This window comes from Bradyrhizobium sp. CCGB12 (genome assembly GCF_024199845.1).
Lineage (GTDB): Bacteria > Pseudomonadota > Alphaproteobacteria > Rhizobiales > Xanthobacteraceae > Bradyrhizobium.
Genome location: NZ_JANADO010000001.1, coordinates 5,506,447 through 5,523,963 on the forward strand (window position 1 = coordinate 5,506,447; position 17,517 = coordinate 5,523,963).

Below are 17,517 nucleotides of genomic sequence, written 5' to 3' on the forward strand. Positions count from 1 at the left end.
ATTGCGCAAGTTTCGCAAAAGGTGAGTCGTTCCAATCAATGACAGACAAGGTTGCCATCACGAGCATGGAGCCCGCCGGAAGGTTGTGCAATGAGGGCGCGTGGATTTCCAGGAAGGCGCCCTGGGGTTCGGCTGCTAGTTGAGTGCCGCGCCTACCGAAAAATGTCGGCTTCACCGCCTCTACCCGATTATATCCAACCAGACGATGCCGGGTGTCGTCATGCTCAGCCTGCAGCCCGTTTGACCGGCATTCGGCTTCTGAGCTTCGATCAAGCCGGCACGATTGCCACGACGTGCCGTTTTTCAACTAACTGGCGTGAGGTACTCACGGTTGCCCTTCAAACGCGTTTCAGCGGAACGGAACGGCGGCTGTATCCGTATGAATCCACATTCCTTCTGGCGAGACACCTCGTCAAGCGCAGTCTCGTGCTCACTAGAGAGGAACCCAGGATTTGCAATCACGAGACTGCCGATCGTCACGCCACGGGGCGACAGGAGCGCGCATCAGTCTGTCAGTCGCCTCTCAGAATAAGGTGGCGAGCTGCCCGAAGTGAGCTTGCCGCCGCAAAGCTACGCGCAGAAGGAGGAAGTTTGAGGGTGACTGGCTATCACGACAATCAATTGAAGATTCAGCGACAGGGGGACGTGCCCTCCTGAGCAGAACAGGTCGCGGCCAGGAGCATGCTCTGGCAATGGGAGGCGCTCATGCGCGGACGCAGCGCTCAGCTATCTGTTGCTGAAATCGTCCCGCTCACCTCGCGAACGTCTCGATGTTCAGGAGGTGGACGCAAAATCAGACATGAAGCTGGCATGACATGGATAAGGACTTACAAAGACCCAAAATTTCCGGATGCTGAACTCAGGAGCGGAAATCAATGCGATCCACCTGGAATATTGGCGATTGAAGGCAGGGCTTCTCCCAAGGTGAAAGCAGCAGCGGTTCATGTCGATCGAAGACAACCATTCACCCGGCGGCCTCCTCAACAAGATTGAATACTTGGCGTCTCAGCCGCGATCAGACATCCCCATCATAAATGGTTGAGCGCCCGCCTTTTCGCAGCGAGAAGATGCTTATCGAGCGTTGCGTGAAGCGTATCCCGCAGATCTGGAGGGATCGAGCTGTCTGTGTCGATCACCACCCGAAATTTCCGAATGATGTTTTCTATTTTTGCCACCGACGCGAGTGCTTCTTCCATTCGTGACGTAGTCATGGCCTATTCCTCGACGCGGAGCGAAAAGTATGTTGAGAGCCTAAGCTTCGGCCATCCTTTTGCCGACCATCTCGGGCGCCAAGACTCCCGCGGCGCCCGGTCCTGAGGAAACCGCGGCCACCTTGTTTGGCCACAGGCACGCCAGCCCCGGCTCCGATGGAGGAGGCATGCCGAAACGTTGAGCGAGCCGCACGCGTCTCGCGCTTGTGCCAACGATGTCAACGAGATCGGGTGGCTCACTGAGACGACCCCCACATCGCGCAGACCGCGCCAACGACTTCTTCGACGGTTTCGCCACGCACGCGCATCGTCATCGATAATCCCACCATCTGGAGGGCGCCCGGGCCGACGCTATACTGTCGAAGGCTGTCGCGGGTTCCTCGCGCGTCAGCTTGACCTCAGTGGCAGCTTTGCCAATGATCGATTGGAGGGCTATCAGTAGATTCACCGCTATCCGCTCGGCCCCTGTTAGTCGTGATGTCTGCGCGGCGCCAGCTTCACTTTGCGATCTTACAACCTGACGCTACGTCAGATTCAAGGCCTCCATGGCATTCTCATGCCAAGAAGATGTCTCTGCTCGACTCAATTCAGCGGTTTTGACTGCAGTGCGTGCGTACAGTTTCCTCCAATCGGCCACTCCCACTTCCGCTACATGCCGCACGGCGCCGATAGCTTCACTGTGCTCGCCGTGACGGGTTGCATGCCCTCTGTTGAGGAGTGTTGTCATCGATGATCGATAAAGCCCTTTGTTCATTGAGGCCAACTGCCGGAGTGTGCCAACCCACACGCAGGTAGATCATAGTCTAGAAGCTGTCGGCCACACAGACGGCCAGGGCTCGCGGATGACTGATGGCAAACAAACAGACGAATACACCGCTTGCGCAATGCCTTGATGATGCAGGCGGCCATCTCACGCGCCTTGGCGATCGGGACTGTACCGAGAGGCACGCATCTGAAACAGATTGGTCTGCGAGCGGGGTTGGTTCGGCTGGCTCTCTATTGCTACACTCGTCCGTGCTTGCATGTGAGATCCGCAGGACGGCGGTCGTGCACCTCGGGTTACGAGAGGCACCATATGGGAGCCAATTGGGCGTGCATGGCGGTTCGCCATATCTCACTTCGAGTTTGGTTTTGCTCTGGCACCATCGCGAGCGGAGATCACGTAGCGACATTGATGACTCAAGCTCGCCTGCCTGGCTCTGAGACACGCTGTAATCGCAGCGGGATCCGGGATGTGGTTGCTACACAGGCGAAACACGTCATTTATGCAAGCGTCCTTTTCCGCGTCGGTCGGCGGTTGATCTCCCGCAGCAGCCAGTTCGGGGCATAGAGATGCGGCTGCAACGCTGACAGTAAAGACGGTTGCATAGCAGATCGTCTTGGATAGCAAATACCAGTGCATTGTTTGGGTGCGAGTCACGATATCCCCTTCAAGAGTACGTTGGCGGTAATTGGTGATCCTACGCAGGCGTGATCCAGCTTGTAGCCCAGAGAAGAAGGCTGAAACGTTCGAAGCCGTTAATGGCGGAGGCAAGCGCCTGTCTTGTACATGTGAAACAAAGGCTCCATTAGACGACAATCACAACTGGCGTAGCGAAATGTCGTCGTCCGAGTTTGCGCCTTCCTACACTGACACACCCCTGTTGGCTTCGCCTCACTCGCGTAGAGCTGTAGGTGAAAAGCGCCCAATTTTTTAGGAGTTTTCAGTGTCGGTGAGGCACCACTTTCGAGGAGGATCGTACAATCTAACGTAACGTGCGCTTCAAGCCCTTTCGTAGTTCGATGTGTGAAGATGTCTGAACCTCTACAGGGCATCTTTGGCCTACGGCACCGCTGCAGAAAAAGGAATGAAGCCCCGGCATGCGGAAGGGCGACGCCTCGACGGCCTCCGGCTGCCACGTTGACAGCTTCACGAACATGCAGGGATGCATGCTTTGACGAGTGCAATTCAGTGAAAGAGCATCGCGACTGTCCACCATATTCCAGCCCAGAGCAGCGCATTGTATAGAAGCGCTGCAATCAGCCCGTTGTTGCAGACTCTCCGGGGCTGCGGAGCATTAACATGTGATCTGCGATAGGCAGTGTTGCATTCGAGCAACGATTGTCTCATGGCATTCGTTCTTCCTACACTGATGCACGTGTTAGCTTCTCCTCATTCGCCGAGAGCTCTGGGCAGAAAACCGCTCAACCAAAGCGACGACTTTGAGGACGTCTCAGAACCGCTGTAGGCACCAATTGCGACGATCGTACAATCTAACGCTACGTGCGATTCAAGCCCTTCGGTTCGATGTGTGAATATGTCTTAACTTCTACATTGAGTTGCGCACCCATCCAGGCGCAACACTCATCGACCACGTGATCACCACGCCCAACGCAGCCTCTCGAAGCCACTTCAATCGCAAACGACGTCCCCCGCCGTTTCCACTCTTGTGTGCCTCAGAGACGTTCGACGTCTTGCAGTCGCCAGCGGACTGGCATCTGAATGGATGCCGTTAATCCCCGTAGCTAATAGCAGATGATGTTTCGATGAGATTGAGCAGCTCTCTGGGCGTTCATGACGTCACGAGCCGTTCAGACGACCCTTCAATCAAAATCAACCGCGATGGGTTATTCAAATCGAACTCCATAACCCGTGGCGCGACGAGGCGAGCATAGCGCGTGAAAGCGCTCGTCGGTGGAAACCGAATGACGGTATCGCATCGGCCGAGGAGATACATCTCAATCAGAGCAGAAAACCCGCCTTCGGCGCCAAGTTCTCCATTGTGTAAAGGTCCAGCATGAGGTGCTTGGAAATGCTTTGGGATAACGAAGAGATCGGGGAATACTCCAGATAGCTTTTCGACAATCAGCGCGCTGTCCGTACACAAGAACACCTTTATCGGGCTTCTATGCGGTATCGCTTTCGCCTTATGGATGGCAGTACATACCTGCCGAAACGCCAATTCTGGATCCGCCCAATAGGGCTTATGTCCCATGATATCTTCGCCGTTGCCGTGACGAACATGCACTCCGATTATGCTGTGTCCCTGAAAGTGCTCCTGGTAAATGGCATCAATTCGAGCCCGAATTTCGGGTTGGGGTCTGATCGTCCGAAATATCTGCCGTTCGGCATCCGGATCGCAGCGCCACATTAAGCAGGCGTCGCACACCACAGTGTTAGCGTCAACATCTTCCGGGCTTTGGAAGAGTCGATCCAGTTCGTCACGCTCTTGGAAAATCTGTTCATCTGGCCGATAAACGCAATCTATCGGCGCCCTATTCCACCAGCGTGGGAAGAACGGCCCTGGAAATGATACCTGATTGATCTGGTCATCGCAAATGACTGGTACTCCGTCGATCGCTTGAATTGGCTCGAAGAACACTGGAAAGGCGTTAGTGAATGGTTGATCGATATAACATGAGCCACGCCAATCGATCGCCAACGTCCGCCCGGTCCGCTTTGCGTAATGCCAAGCTGATGCCAACGACCATAAGCAGTCACCGAATCCGGTTCGTCGTCGAGAAACCACGAACCGATCATTCATCGAGTCACTGACGAGCATTTTTGCGTTGCCTGTCTCAGTAAGAGGTTGGATAGGAGAACTTACTACAGAACGCCGATCTAAGGTGCCGCCCGATGGCAAACTGAGGATCCGGATCTGCGGAAGCTCGCGGTGAAAGAGCTTCATAGCTCCGTGCGCCTGGACGCATGAACCTCCGGACATTCACGCGCCGGATCAGGAAGTTGCCAACCCAACACTTGTGTCAGTGCGGCTGGCATCCTGATCGTTGCGCCGTCTCTCCTTTGCCGCGCCCGCCGGCGGGACTCTAGACAAAGTCTATATTGACGTTTTCCGGTTCTGCTGCGGGGTGCCCTGCACTGCCACCATTGGCCGTGCGGGTAGCGCGAGGCGGATGCAGCCGAACACAACGCTGCTCCCACAATCCCAACAATTCGTTCACAAGAGCTTCGTGTTTGGATCGGTCTAGAGTAATCGTATTGAGAAGCGCTCCAAGCACCGTCTCTCCCTCGATCTGCATCAGAAGATCGAACAAGCCATGCGAAATACGCACGCCGTCACGGTTCGAATGTCCCCTGCGGATCTCGCATGCAGTCTCCTGACGATCTTCTGCAGTAAAGGCGCGGACTCGATGAAGAGACGCATAAGCGGGTAATGAAACGGTGAGCGCGGTCCAGTCGTCCAGCCCTGTAGTCCGCTTTTTGACGAGGAACGGCCCAACCACAAGTCCATCCAGATCGGTCGTCAAGAATGTGGTGATCGCGTCAGAAACGGAATCCACGATCGGCTCGGCATTGTTGTTGAACGACGTATTGAGCAGCACCGGAATGCCTGTCCGCTCTTTGAAGGCACTGATCACCTCCCAGTAAACCGGGTTTGATTTGCGCGACACGGTCTGCAGCCGAGCAGTACCATCGACATGCGTGATTGCGCCGAGCACACTACGTTTGGAATCGCGCACGCGAACCACGAAATTCATGAATGGGAATTCGCGTTTGCCTTCTGGGAGCTCGAAAAATTCGTTCGCGTCCTCCTCCAGCACTGACGGCGCGAACGGCCGATAGCCCTCGCGCTTTTTTACCATCGCGTTGATCCGGCCCTTGTTTGAAGCCGGTCGAGGATCAGCAAGAATGCTGCGATTGCCAAGCGCACGTGGCCCGAACTCGGAACGCCCCTGGACCCAGCCGATCACAGCACCATCAGCCATCCAACCGGCTGCACTCGCTGCTATGTCATCATGACGTTCAACGTCGAGGTGCCCCGCCCATGCACTCAGCTCGCGCTCTACGGCTCGCTCGCTTCCGATGTCGGGGCCCCAATAGACATCTTGAAGTCGCTCAACTGGGGCCGGCATGCCCAAATCGCCGGACACCATTAAAGCCGCGCCTAATGCGCAGCCGGCGTCATGCGCAGCAGGTTGGACGAATATGTCTTCGAACAATCCGGAGTAGAGCAGCTTACCATTCACGGTGCAGTTGTGGGCTACCCCTCCAGCCAGGCACAAACGCTTCATTCCAGTCGTCTTCCGATAGTGCCGCAGGATGTGAAACACGATCCGCTCTAGCGCTTCCTGCAAGGAAGCACTCACATCTCGATGCTGCTGTGTGAATGGCATTCCCTTTGTTCGAACCTGGATGCTGCGGAGCAACGTCGGCCCGATTCGATCTAGGTGAACACGATAGTCACCATTGTCCAAGAGTTCGTAGAACTGTTCGAAGAGCTCGCGAAAGGGTGCAGGGTCTCCGTAGGGAGCAAGTCCCATAATCTTATACTCGTCGAACAAATCATATCCGAGATATCGGATGGCCTCGAGATAAAATAGCCCTAAAGAGTTACGCTCCGGGAAACTTGCGAGTTCCGCCATTTCCGTGCCCGACCCTACAGCCAATACCCCCGAGAGAAAATCGCCACCGCCATCGACGGCAAAAATCAGACTTTGCTCGAAGCCTGACATCGCAAATGCGCTCGCGGCGTGCGCATGATGGTGGTGCACGAACGAGAGCCGAGATTCTTCGACCTCAGCGCCGAACTCCTGCGCCAGCAACGTCCTCAGCAACAGTCTGGCATCCAATGGAATGGAGACATTCGGCTGAGACACGAGCAGCCGCTCCAGCATGGTATTGCAATAGCCCTCGGTAGCGTAGAACGCGATCCGATCGATGTCGTGGAGCTGCACTCCGGCAGTTGCAAGGCAGTATCGGATCGCGCTGCTTGGGAACTTGTTGGAGTGCTTGATCCGATTGAGGCGTTCCTCCTCGACGGCTGCTATGACGCGCCCGTCCCGGACAAGCACCGCAGCGCCGTCGTGCAGAAACGTCTTAGGCAGCTCCAGTGGATTTTCATAGACCTTATCCAGCCCACCGCTCAATCCTAGACACAGCATTTCGTTCTCCATTTCGTCATGACAGGACGACCCAAGTGCCATTCGAAGCCATACTTTTGCTCCTTCCTGAGAGCGCGGGTCGGATATTCAATTGAGATTATTTGAGGTCGGTCTGGATCGATGACATGCGATCAGCTAAAGTGGTGTTGGCACTTAAACGCGATAACTCGAATTGCGCCGCGCTACTGTTGCCTGACTTGGTCCTGCCGAGGACCGCCTCGAACCGATCGCCGGATGCCCCCTCGTGTCGAGCCGTTACCTTCGGGTATTGCATCATTTGTCTCTTGTTGTTCGTAATGATGCGTCAACGCATCAGACGTCGACGAAACAGTGCCGTCGACACAAAAAACGGCAATACCGCGTAAATGCAGAGCGCACCTATATGTACGCCGATGTCGAGCGTCGGGCGGCCGAGCATCGTTGGACGGATGAGGTCGACCGAATGAGCCAGCGGCAACAAGGCCGCCAAATGCTGAAATGAGCTCGGCATTTGGCTCACCGGGAAGACTGCGCCGCATAGAAACACCATGGGTGTGACAACAAGCATTTGGTAAAACACGAAATAGTCATACGTGGGCGCAAGCGATATGACGACCATTGCCAGGCTGGCGAAAGCGAGGCCAGTCAGAGCAATTATTGGCATCGCATAGAGAATGGACGTCCATGGCGCATAGCCCAGCACGGCGGCGACAACCCCGATCGCCGTCCCGGCCAAAACAGCCTTGCTGGCTGCCCAGACCAATTCACCTAGGATGATATCTCCCAACGTGAGCTGTGTGGACAGGATTGCTTCCCAGGTGCGCTTTGTTTCCATGCGGGCAAAAGCCGCGTACATGGTTTCAAAGGTCGCAGCCGTCATGGCGCTCGTTGCGACCATGCCGGCCGCCACAAACGAGATGTATGAAGTACCGTCAACGCGCCCGACGATGATCCCGAGACCGAACCCGAGGCCAAACATATTGGTTATCGGATCGGCGAGATTGCCGAGAATCGATGCAAGCGCAATTTTCCTCCACGCCAAGAAATTGCGAAGCCACACCGCGATCCAGTTGTACGCATTGACGGGCATGGTCGCTGCATAACCCTCACCCATCGCTCATTTCTCCATTTCGCGCCCGGTCAGTCGCAAAAAGACGTCCTCGAGATTTGGAGGGCGCTGCATAAGGCGAAGGGCGGCGCGCCCGCGCAATTGCATGAGGACCTGCTCTGGTTCGGGCGTATAACAAAATACAGTCTCGCCGCTTATTTCCAGGTGCCGCGCAAAGGGCCTGATCAAAGCACACAGCTCCTGAGGATTGCCCCCGTAGATCTCGATTACGTTACAGCCAATCTGCTCTTCGATCAGCGCGTGAGGCTTGCCTTCGGCGATCTTGATTCCATTCTCAAGCACGCACAGCCGATCGCATAACCGCTCCGCCTCTTCCATGAAGTGCGTGGTCAAAAGAATCGTTTTTCCGCGCGCCAGCAGCAATCGCAGGCGCTCCCAGATCAAGTGCCGCGCGTGCGGATCGAGGCCAGTGGTCGGCTCGTCCATGACCAGGAGATCGGGATCGTTGATGAGGGCACGCGCCAGAGTCAGCCGCCGCTTCATCCCGCCCGACAGTTCGGAGACGCGGGTGCCCGCCTTGCTCTCGAGGCGAGCGAAATCAAGCAGTGACGGGATCATACTCTCGATCTTGCGCGCGCCCATTCCGAAGTATCGGCCGAAAACCAGCAGGTTCTCTCGGACGGTAAACTCGAGTTCGAGATTATCGAACTGCGGGACCACGCCGAGGCGCTTACGTGCCCAGCGAGCTCGAGTCGGCACAGGCTCACCAAGTACCCTTATCTCTCCTGCATCGGGCGACATCATGCCGAGAATCATACGCGCGGTTGTGCTCTTGCCGGCGCCGTTCGGCCCCAGCAAGCCGAAGCACTCTCCACGAGCCACGGTGAACGACAGCTCGTTGACAACAAGCTTGCCACCAAACGACTTTCTTATGCCGGCAAGGTCGATTGCTGCGGTGGACATGTCTATACTAGGCTGGAAGAAGTTGTTCGGCCGACGATGGCTCCTTTACGGCCGTTTTGGTCCAGAGCAGGCCGTCGCACCATACATGGTCAACGCGCGCCCAATGGCACGCTGCAGCGGCATCCGGGAAGAACCCGCGTCCGTGGTGGTTGGCGCTTGTATTGCACAGCAGTGGAATTCCCGTGATCCGTTCATACTCGACCAGGAGCTCGGCGACCTTGTGCTGAGACGTTCTGGGGATTGTCTGCAATCGCGCAGAGCCGTCCAGATGGACAACAGCCGGTATTTTGTCTCGCCATTCCTCCCGTGTCTGGTGATCGAAGAGCATGTAAGGATCGGGCGTTCCAGGGCTGAAAATGGTCGGCGCTCGATCTTCCAAGCATATCGGTGCCACCGGTCGGAAGTGCTCGCGGCGTTTGATGTCGTTGAGAAGATCCTTCATCTCTGGCGACGTCGCGGCTGCAAGAATACTCCTGCCGCCCAACGCACGCGGACCGAGCTCAGCCCGTCCGGCCAGAAAGATGACGGGCTTGTTGCTGGCGAGAATCGCCGCAAGCTCGCGCAAACTGCATGGTTCGGCCCACCATTCTTTCGGGATCTCGCTATCTTGCAGGGGCGGACCGCTGTAGATGGACCACTCAAGCGGAACGAATCCTTTCTCCGCCGCGATGGCGGAGCAAGCGGCACCAATCGCGGATCCGCTGTCGTTCGGAAAGGGCGGCACCCATACATGGTCGAACAAACCAGACGCGCGTAGTGCGCTGTTCCATTTGATATTGAGGCCGCAACCGCCGGCTACACATAGGTTCCGCGCTCCCGGAAGCGAGGAATGCCGCAGCAGCACCAATGCGATTTCCTTGACGAGGAGTCGCTCCAGAAACACATGAAACGATGCGAGCACGTCTTCCGGCCGCTTGGAGTTCAGTCGCATCGCGCTCGCGTCAAAGAAGTCGTGCAAAGCGCGAAGCGACGAGTCCGCATTATAGATATCGGCGCGATAACGGCGAGCCTGCTCCGTATCTGCTGCGAAGCGCCTTTCATAGACCTCCTGAAACACTGCAACGATGTCTTCATCAACAGATCCGAGCGCGATGTAGGCCATCAGCTTGCCGGCCACGCCCAGGTCCCAACTGGTACGGTTGGCCTGCCGATAAGGTCCGAAATGGTGGCCGGCGGCAGCATAAGCGTGACCGACCATTGGAAATAAGCATTCAATGAACCGCACGCTTTGGCGTTCAACATAGTACAATCGTGGAAAGATGGAGCCGTCCCATACCAGGCATAACGCGGGTTGCCCGGCGTGGGCGAAGGGGCTGGTGCAGTATGCCGATGCGACGTGTCCCGTGACGTGCGGATAGCTGCGATACGAGAACGCCTTACTGCCGAGAATCAGGCCAAAGCCCTCAACGGCATCGAGAAGACCCTCGGCACGGCGTTCAACATACGGGGCGCCTTTGAGAACGATAGGTACCATCCCGCTCAGAACCTGGAAATGCGACTCGACCTCTCCGTCCCAACCATCAATAACAAACTGATCAATATCCTGAGGATCCAGACCATGCTCCGCCAGCGCGGCGACGATTGCATCGAGATTGTCGATGGCTTGGTACCGGGGATTATTGCCGCGCTTCTCCTGCTCGGTGCAGAAAACAAGTCGCCCGTCATCGACAACAGCGATCGAACCGTCATGGGTTAGCTTGATACCGCAGATGCGCATACTTTCTCCTTGCCTATGGCGGAAATTCAATTTCCTGACGATTGAACCGGTTTTCGGAAGAGAACGAGGAGGCACTCTTCGTCACCCGAGTCCGCCCGGCATTGCATGCGTTCGACCTCGGTCAACGCCTCTTTCAAGATGTCGATGGCTGTCTCAGCACCGGCAGGGTGTCCCCAGCGCCTGCATGTCTCATCAAGCGCCGATCCGAAAACCAGGCGCCCGTCTGGCGCTAGCATGTCGATGAGGTTCCGGATCGCCGCACGCAGTTCGGCCATATCCGCGAGGTAGTAGAGAACTTCCGTCACCACGATCAGATCGAACGGCTCCGCGGTCCAAAACCGTTGAATGTCCGCGACGATCCAGGTGATGTGCGACGCCCCATTCGTCCGTTGGTGGGCCCGATTTATCGCCCGCCGCATGACATCGACCACCATGAGGCGTTGGCAATGGGGGGCGAGCCTTTCCGTGAACGTGCCGGCCGCGCATCCCACTTCGAGCGCATTCCGAATGGCCTCTTTGGAACGTGACATTCGGAGCATCTTGGCGTATCGCTCCTGTTCGAACGGATTACTGTCAAGGCGCCACGGGTCCCCGGCGGCCAACTCGCGCTCTAACAACTCGTACTTCTTGTCCGGCATTGCTGTACGCAGCCTCTATTTGATGTATCCGCTCACTCGCCGCCGCATGCGCTGTCGGTCGCGGCCAGCCTCCCGGCCCTGCGCGAAAGATCGGCAGCGCGAACCGCCGGAGCAAAGTGCGCACCTTCTGCAGCGCTCCGCCGAACGCTCGGGTTCTTGACAGCAGCCTGTTCCTCTTCTGCAGCCGGTACGCTCGCGACCTTGCGCGATAGCCAATCGCTATTGCTCAACGTACACAGTGCATAAGCTTTCAAGGGCAGCAAAAGAGCAATGTTGATTGGTGTGTGCAACGAAAAGCCGATGAATCGCAGTTGGCGAGCACGAAACGCTGCAACACCGCAGCGAATGATGGTCATTGATGCGATCGTCACGATCGTCCACCACGGCACTGTGCCCGTTATAGCGAGCTGAGCGAACGCCATTATGGACGACAGGGCGAGAAGCAAGGGACCGATATTCTGTCCAACTACGTCGAGCGTCAGATAGCTATCAAGGTCTCGCAGCAGGCGCAGGCCGACGAAGGTGTCGCGGAAGGTGCTGCGCGCCCAACGCAATTGTTGACGCAAATAAGGGCCCATCTTGTCCGGGACCACTGTTGCCGCAATGGCGTCCGGGACGTACTCGGTTCGAAAGCCTGCCTTCAGCATGAGCATCGTAAGATGACGATCCTCACCGAAGTCACTCGGCTTACCGCGAAAGAACTGCGATTCGTATTGATCTAGCAGCAACAGAAGTGCAGACCTGCGATACATGGCGCACGGGCCGCAGCAACACATGACGGCGCCGAAGCGCGCCTGTGCCGCGCGTTCTTCATTGCAAGCCAACCAATATTCCATATCGATCAATCTGGTCAGCCAGGTGTCGTTTCGGTTGCTGGCAGTCAGTTGCCCCATGGCCGCCCCGACTTCCGGATTCTGCATCTTCAGCGCGAGCTTTGTGACCACGCCGGCGGCGAGCATCGTGTCGGAGTCGACGTTGAGCACCAGATCTCCGGTTGAGCGCCGTATTGCGGCTATCTGCGCCTTGCGCTTCCCAACGTTCTTGCCGAGCAGAATGAAGCTAAACCGAGCGTCGGTCGCGAAGATGGTGTGAACGGGCTCCAGAAGGGCACGATTTGCCGAACCGTCATCGATCACATAGACCCGCAATTCACCACTGTAGTCCTGGGTAGAGATGGATTGTAGACAAGCCGCGAGCGTGTCCGGATCCTCGTTGAAACACGGGACGATGACATCCACGCTCGGAAGAGTGGCAGCAGTGTAGGTCGGCTCGCCCGATGGCGTCGGCGCATTCGGCGGTGTAGCATAGAGCGCCTGTAAGCTCTTGTAGACAGTCGAGAGCAGCGCATAACACGAGACGGCGACGGTGCTGGTGGTCGCAAGCAAATCCATAGGAGCCAATTTTCAGTGAATTTGAGGAAGGGAAGAGATTGCGAAGCCCCGCTCTTGCAGTGCGGGAATCAGCTGTGAAAGCGCCCTGAGCGTCTGGTCGCGCAGACCAGCATTGGCGCTCTGTCCCAGCTCGCTAGGAGGACATCCGTCGTGCAAGAGCACGATTGCCCCCGGTCGGATGGAGGCCAGCACCGAGTTCACAATCGCATCGACGCCAGGGCGCGACCAATCTCGTGGATCCACCGACCAGTGCACCATGCCAAGTCCGGCCATCGCGGCTGTCGCGAGCACCTCTTCGGTCCACCGCCCGTAGGGGGCTCGCACGTGCCGCAGCGAGGCTTGCGGGCAGGCTGCACGAATGACATCGCTGGCTCCTAGTATTTCACTTTGCACTTCGGCCGGTTCGCAACTGGACAGGTCCGGATGGGTCATCGTGTGATTTCCGACCTCATGCCCGTCAGCGATCATCCGCCGTATTAGCGCCGGCTGCTGCGCCGCGTAGGCACCGATGACAAAAAACGTCGCCTGGATCTTACGTTCTGCCAGCAGGTCCAGGACATCTGGTGTGCAGAGTGGATTTGGACCGTCGTCAAACGTCAGATAAACACAGCGACTTCCGTCCGCTGCAGCGTACTCAGTACGCACCGATGGCTGGTTATCGGCATGCCTCACAGCTCTGGCCCGTTCCGATCGATAGTCGCACCGGTTGGCCACTCGCCGATTGATCGCGCAATCGGCAACACCAAAACGAGAGCATCGTCGATGCGGGTAGTCGAAAGATTCAGATACACATCTGGAAGGGTCGATCGCAGTCGTATACCGTGAATGAGTGTCGCGAGCCCCTGCCGGCCAAGCAATCTTGTGATATGTTTCTCCAGCGCGGGCCGAACTGTACCAAAGCCAAAGGGAACACCAAGCTCATGCAGAACCGGGTACATAACGCGCATCGAATGGGTAATCCCGAGGCCCTCAAGATCAGGGCGTACCGCGTACAATCCCAATTCGCCTACGAGTAGATCGACTTCGCCGACCTTGATGAACCGGCGCAGTAGACCAATATGAGCGGCTATACCGCGAGCATCATAACCGATCGCGCGGACCTCGGGCCTCGCACCGGCCCAACTGCGATTATTCTGGAACGGCTGCGCATTGAAGGCGCCAGTTGGTCCGTAGCTCTTCCGGAAGAACTCGGACAGTTCGACATGGTCGGTGAGGCACAGCTCACTCTCCCAGCGCACCCTCCACTGAACCTGCGGACGCATCGAGAGACCTTCTGCAGCTGTGGACACGGCAATGTTCATGGCAAACCACCAACCTGATTGAGCGGCCTGGCCTCCGGAGACACTCGCTCACTCGATGGCTGCTCACTGACTGGAATGGGATGCTCAACGCGACGGGATGTGTATCGCATGAGTTCGCCCCTCTCGCTCAACGCGCAGCGATTGAGGGCGGCCATCACCTGTAAGGCGCGAAACACCTGCATTGGGTCTACCAGCGTCTCTTGCATCTTCGATTGACCTCTCAATGCGATGCCGCGCGACGCCTCTAGTAAGTCGCCGCCAGCTTTGGCACCGGCAATCCACATCTGCCGTTTCGTCGTGAAACTAATGCAACCTCGCGCAATGCCTCAATTGTACGCGGGTAAGCGCCCGATATTGAAAGGATTGGCAGACCTATACAAAGGTTTATCGCTAGCGAGGTCCAACAAGTTCTATCGCGCACTCGCCGCGCAAGCCCCAAGCACTGCAGCTCGCTTCGAACCGCAGGGAGCCGCGCCCCGATGTGGCTTGGCTGATGCTGCGAGCGAACATGGGCATCGAACGTCCACTTCATTTGGGGGCTGACGCTACAAATGGCAGCCATGGTGATATGCCTGTTTCAATTTTCCAAACTGAAGTTTGCTATCCAATATTCCACAGTTAGGTAAAATCGATTGTTTCGATAGAACACATCCACACGATGGATTGACCAAAGCTATGCGGTTCAAGGGCCTTGATCTAAATCTTCTTGTTGCGCTCGATGCTCTGATGACCGAACGCAATCTCACCGCGGCGGCACGCAAAATCCACCTGAGCCAGCCGGCCATGAGCGCCGCCATTGCCCGGCTACGCACCTATTTCGGTGATGACCTATTTACGATGAAGGGCCGCGAACTCGTCCCAACACCTCGAGCCGAAGGGCTAGCGGCGCCGATTCGTGAGGCTCTGCTGCACATTCAACTCTCCATTATCTCCCGGGATGCCTTCGACCCGGCTCAGTCGAGCCGCCGCTTCAGGATCATCCTCTCCGATTTCATGACGATCGTCTTCTTTCGACGAATCATTGATCGAGTCGCGCGTGAAGCTCCCGCCGTGCGCTTCGAGTTGCTGCCCTTCTCTGATGAGCACGACGAGCTTCTCAGGCGCGGCGACGTCGACTTTCTTGTTTTTCCGGAGATATTCATGTCGAGCGCGCACCCCAAGGCGACGCTGTTCGAGGAGACGCTTGTATGCGTAGGCTGCCGCACAAACAAGCAGCTATCACGTCAGCTTACGGTTGAGAGATACATGTCAATGGGACACGTCGCGGCCAAGTTTGGACGAGCATTGAGGCCTAACATTGAAGAGTGGTTCTTGCTTGAACACGGCCTGAAGAGACGCATCGAGGTCGTTGTACAGGGCTTTGGTATGATTCCGACCGTCATCGTTGACACTGGCCGCATTGGGACTATGCCGTTAAGATTGGCTAAGCATTTCGAGAAGCAGATGCTCCTGAAGATCGTCGAGCCACCGCTCGCACTTCCGTCTTTTACCGAAGCCATCCAATGGCCTGCCGCCAAGAATACTGATCCAGCAAGTGTTTGGATGAGGCGGATTATGTTGCAGGAGGCCGCCAACATGGCTCCTGCGCAGGAGGCGGCCCGACGTCGTAGGCATTGCTAAGGTACCTCACGCAGAGCATGACGCTCTCAACTGCCTCCAATTCGCCCGCAGCTCTTCCGCAGGTGCTTTAAGGACTGAAAGGCACCTCAAAGATCGATGGCGCTTCGTTACGGATAATGCCACGTCTCAATCGTCACGCTGGCAGCCACGAACGATTTCGCACTGCAATCGCCGCGAAGGAATGCCAGAAGTTGGGGCGACCCAGTCGATACAGTCCCAAGAGCCTGCCCCCGGAATACAATTCGCTTGAATCTCACACTGCGTCAGGTTGTAGGGTCGCACCCGGTGGACCCAGGGTAACATACGCAGTTATCGGCAACGCCTCGCAGACTTTCGCATCGACGGCGCCGTGCTGAGGCTGGGCTGCTGTGGTCTCTAGAAGATCGATGCGATGCTGCGAGTGATTGCTGGATCGCCATCATGGTCGACTCCGCACCGCCGACGAGTTCTACGCTGCGATCATCTGCTCGCAGCGAGCCGCATCCTGACGGATTTATACCGTCAACACTCGGATGGAGCGATCTCAGGTGGAGGATATCATAGAGCCGCGGGTGTTTAGACCCACCCAAGCGCCTTCAGTAGGATAAGTATGCGCTTCAAGGGCCTTGATCTGAATCTTCTGGTCGTACTCGATTCCCTGATGACCGCGCGCAACCTGACCGCCGCAGCTCGCAGCATCAACCTCAGTCAGCCGGCCATGAGCGCCGCCGTCGCCCGGCTGCGCGCCTATTTCGGCGATGAGTTGTTTACGATGAGAGGCCGGACGCTTGTCCCGACATCGCGTGCTGAAAGCCTCGCCTCCCCCGTACGCAAGGCGCTACTCGACATACAACTCACCATTATTGCCCGGGACGTGTTCAATCCCGCCGAATCGCGTCGTCGTTTCCGAGTCAGTATTTCCGATTGCGTTACACTGATCTTTTTTCGACAGATCGTAGATCGTGTGGCGCGAGACGCTCCAGCAGTCAGGTTCGAACTGCTACCGCTCAGCGAGAACCACGATGAGCTTCTCCGGCGAGGTGAAATCGACTTTCTAATCATGCCGGAGCCATTCATGTCGAGCGCTCATCCAAAGGCGGCACTTTTCGGTGAAAGGCTTGTGTGTGCAGGCTGCCGCACGAACAAACGAATGCCGCGTCGGCTGACATTCGAGGAATATATGTCCCTAGGACAAGTTGCAGTCAGGTGGAATCTTGCACACAACCCGTCAATTGAGGAACAGTTCCTGCTTCAACATGGGCTTAAGCGGCGCATCGATCTTGTCGTGCAGAGCTTTTGCATGATCCCGCCCATGCTATCAGGCACTGATCGAATCGGCCTAATGCCGTTAAGGCTAGTTAAACACTTCGAGGAAACGATCCCGCTGCAGACCGTTGACCTACCATTGTCACTTCCAGCCTTTACCGAAGCCGTGCAATGGCCTGCCTTTCACAACACCGACCCGGCAAGCATATGGATGCGGGAGATACTATTGCAGGAGTCCTCCCGCATCGGCTCTCAGGGTGAGGAAAAGAACGATTCCAGGCGCCCCAATTTCGATCAAAAACGTTCGTCATCCAATCTTAGAGCGATGCGCTCACCATCGAAGCATCGCGACTAGCCGAGCCTCGTTCGTCATATCGGCAACGATGCCACACCCATATCTGCGGAATGAGTAAAGCATTTTACCTGTGTTCCAGCCTAGATCTACCGCCTCGAGCAATCCGGTACTGCGGACTCGCGGCGGTTTGTAGCCCTCTTCGATC

The 17,517-nt window shown here is 56.7% G+C and carries 12 protein-coding genes; 2 read left to right on the forward strand and 10 right to left on the reverse strand.

The genetic code is table 11. The annotated features are described in order from the left end of the window. Positions 1 to 1,028 precede the first annotated feature (1,028 nt). From NLM27_RS25435 to NLM27_RS25480, 10 genes are all read right to left on the reverse strand, one after another. Positions 1,029 to 1,211: a hypothetical protein gene (locus NLM27_RS25435; protein ID WP_254145936.1), complete on the reverse strand. Its 183-nt coding sequence runs from the start codon at positions 1,209 to 1,211 to the stop codon at positions 1,029 to 1,031. Positions 1,212 to 3,763: 2,552 nt separating this feature from the next. Next, on the reverse strand, positions 3,764 to 4,879 hold the full coding sequence (locus NLM27_RS25440) for a nodulation protein NodZ (protein WP_375142271.1): 1,116 nt from the start codon (positions 4,877 to 4,879) through the stop codon (positions 3,764 to 3,766). 139 nt (positions 4,880 to 5,018) lie between these two features. Next, on the reverse strand, positions 5,019 to 7,094 hold the full coding sequence (locus NLM27_RS25445) for a carbamoyltransferase (RefSeq protein ID WP_254145937.1): 2,076 nt from the start codon (positions 7,092 to 7,094) through the stop codon (positions 5,019 to 5,021). Positions 7,095 to 7,398: 304 nt separating this feature from the next. Continuing rightward, positions 7,399 to 8,187, reverse strand: coding sequence for an ABC transporter permease (locus tag NLM27_RS25450; protein WP_254145938.1), 789 nt, complete (start codon positions 8,185 to 8,187; stop codon positions 7,399 to 7,401). A 3-nt stretch (positions 8,188 to 8,190) separates the two neighbouring features. Further along, positions 8,191 to 9,105, reverse strand: coding sequence for a nodulation factor ABC transporter ATP-binding protein NodI (gene nodI, locus NLM27_RS25455; RefSeq protein ID WP_254145939.1), 915 nt, complete (start codon positions 9,103 to 9,105; stop codon positions 8,191 to 8,193). A 7-nt stretch (positions 9,106 to 9,112) separates the two neighbouring features. Continuing rightward, entirely contained in the window at positions 9,113 to 10,822 is a 1,710-nt protein-coding gene (gene nodU / locus NLM27_RS25460) for a nodulation protein NodU (protein WP_254145940.1), read from the reverse strand. Positions 10,823 to 10,848: 26 nt separating this feature from the next. Then, positions 10,849 to 11,460 carry a nodulation methyltransferase NodS gene (nodS, locus tag NLM27_RS25465; protein ID WP_254145941.1) on the reverse strand — a complete coding sequence of 204 codons (612 nt, stop codon included), beginning with the start codon at positions 11,458 to 11,460 and terminating at the stop codon, positions 10,849 to 10,851. Positions 11,461 to 11,492: 32 nt separating this feature from the next. Further along, positions 11,493 to 12,851 carry a chitooligosaccharide synthase NodC gene (gene nodC / locus NLM27_RS25470; protein WP_254145942.1) on the reverse strand — a complete coding sequence of 453 codons (1,359 nt, stop codon included), beginning with the start codon at positions 12,849 to 12,851 and terminating at the stop codon, positions 11,493 to 11,495. Between the two features lie 12 nt (positions 12,852 to 12,863). After that, positions 12,864 to 13,523 carry a chitooligosaccharide deacetylase NodB gene (nodB, locus tag NLM27_RS25475; protein WP_254145943.1) on the reverse strand — a complete coding sequence of 220 codons (660 nt, stop codon included), beginning with the start codon at positions 13,521 to 13,523 and terminating at the stop codon, positions 12,864 to 12,866. Continuing rightward, complete coding sequence (locus NLM27_RS25480) at positions 13,520 to 14,152, reverse strand: NodA family N-acyltransferase (protein ID WP_305887600.1); 633 nt, start codon at positions 14,150 to 14,152, stop codon at positions 13,520 to 13,522. The genes nodB and NLM27_RS25480 overlap by 4 nt, the downstream gene beginning before the upstream one ends. A 675-nt stretch (positions 14,153 to 14,827) precedes the next feature. Between NLM27_RS25480 and nodD1 the strand changes: the two genes are divergently transcribed. Next, positions 14,828 to 15,772, forward strand: coding sequence for a transcriptional regulator NodD1 (nodD1, locus tag NLM27_RS25485; RefSeq protein ID WP_254145944.1), 945 nt, complete (start codon positions 14,828 to 14,830; stop codon positions 15,770 to 15,772). Between the two features lie 589 nt (positions 15,773 to 16,361). Continuing rightward, positions 16,362 to 17,372, forward strand: coding sequence for a LysR family transcriptional regulator (locus NLM27_RS25490; RefSeq protein ID WP_254145945.1), 1,011 nt, complete (start codon positions 16,362 to 16,364; stop codon positions 17,370 to 17,372). Positions 17,373 to 17,517 lie beyond the last annotated feature (145 nt).

Excerpts from the sequence above, each read along its gene's own strand:
- NLM27_RS25435 (WP_254145936.1), bottom strand. The coding sequence starts at position 1,211 with ATGACTACGTCACGAATGGAAGAAGCACTCGCGTCGGTGGCAAAAATA.
- NLM27_RS25440 (WP_375142271.1), bottom strand. The coding sequence starts at position 4,879 with ATGAAGCTCTTTCACCGCGAGCTTCCGCAGATCCGGATCCTCAGTTTG.
- NLM27_RS25445 (WP_254145937.1), bottom strand. The coding sequence starts at position 7,094 with ATGCTGTGTCTAGGATTGAGCGGTGGGCTGGATAAGGTCTATGAAAAT.
- NLM27_RS25450 (WP_254145938.1), bottom strand. The coding sequence starts at position 8,187 with ATGGGTGAGGGTTATGCAGCGACCATGCCCGTCAATGCGTACAACTGG.
- nodI (WP_254145939.1), bottom strand. The coding sequence starts at position 9,105 with ATGTCCACCGCAGCAATCGACCTTGCCGGCATAAGAAAGTCGTTTGGT.
- nodU (WP_254145940.1), bottom strand. The coding sequence starts at position 10,822 with ATGCGCATCTGCGGTATCAAGCTAACCCATGACGGTTCGATCGCTGTT.
- nodS (WP_254145941.1), bottom strand. The coding sequence starts at position 11,460 with ATGCCGGACAAGAAGTACGAGTTGTTAGAGCGCGAGTTGGCCGCCGGG.
- nodC (WP_254145942.1), bottom strand. The coding sequence starts at position 12,851 with ATGGATTTGCTTGCGACCACCAGCACCGTCGCCGTCTCGTGTTATGCG.
- NLM27_RS25480 (WP_305887600.1), bottom strand. The coding sequence starts at position 14,152 with ATGAACATTGCCGTGTCCACAGCTGCAGAAGGTCTCTCGATGCGTCCG.
- nodD1 (WP_254145944.1), top strand. The coding sequence starts at position 14,828 with ATGCGGTTCAAGGGCCTTGATCTAAATCTTCTTGTTGCGCTCGATGCT.
- NLM27_RS25490 (WP_254145945.1), top strand. The coding sequence starts at position 16,362 with ATGCGCTTCAAGGGCCTTGATCTGAATCTTCTGGTCGTACTCGATTCC.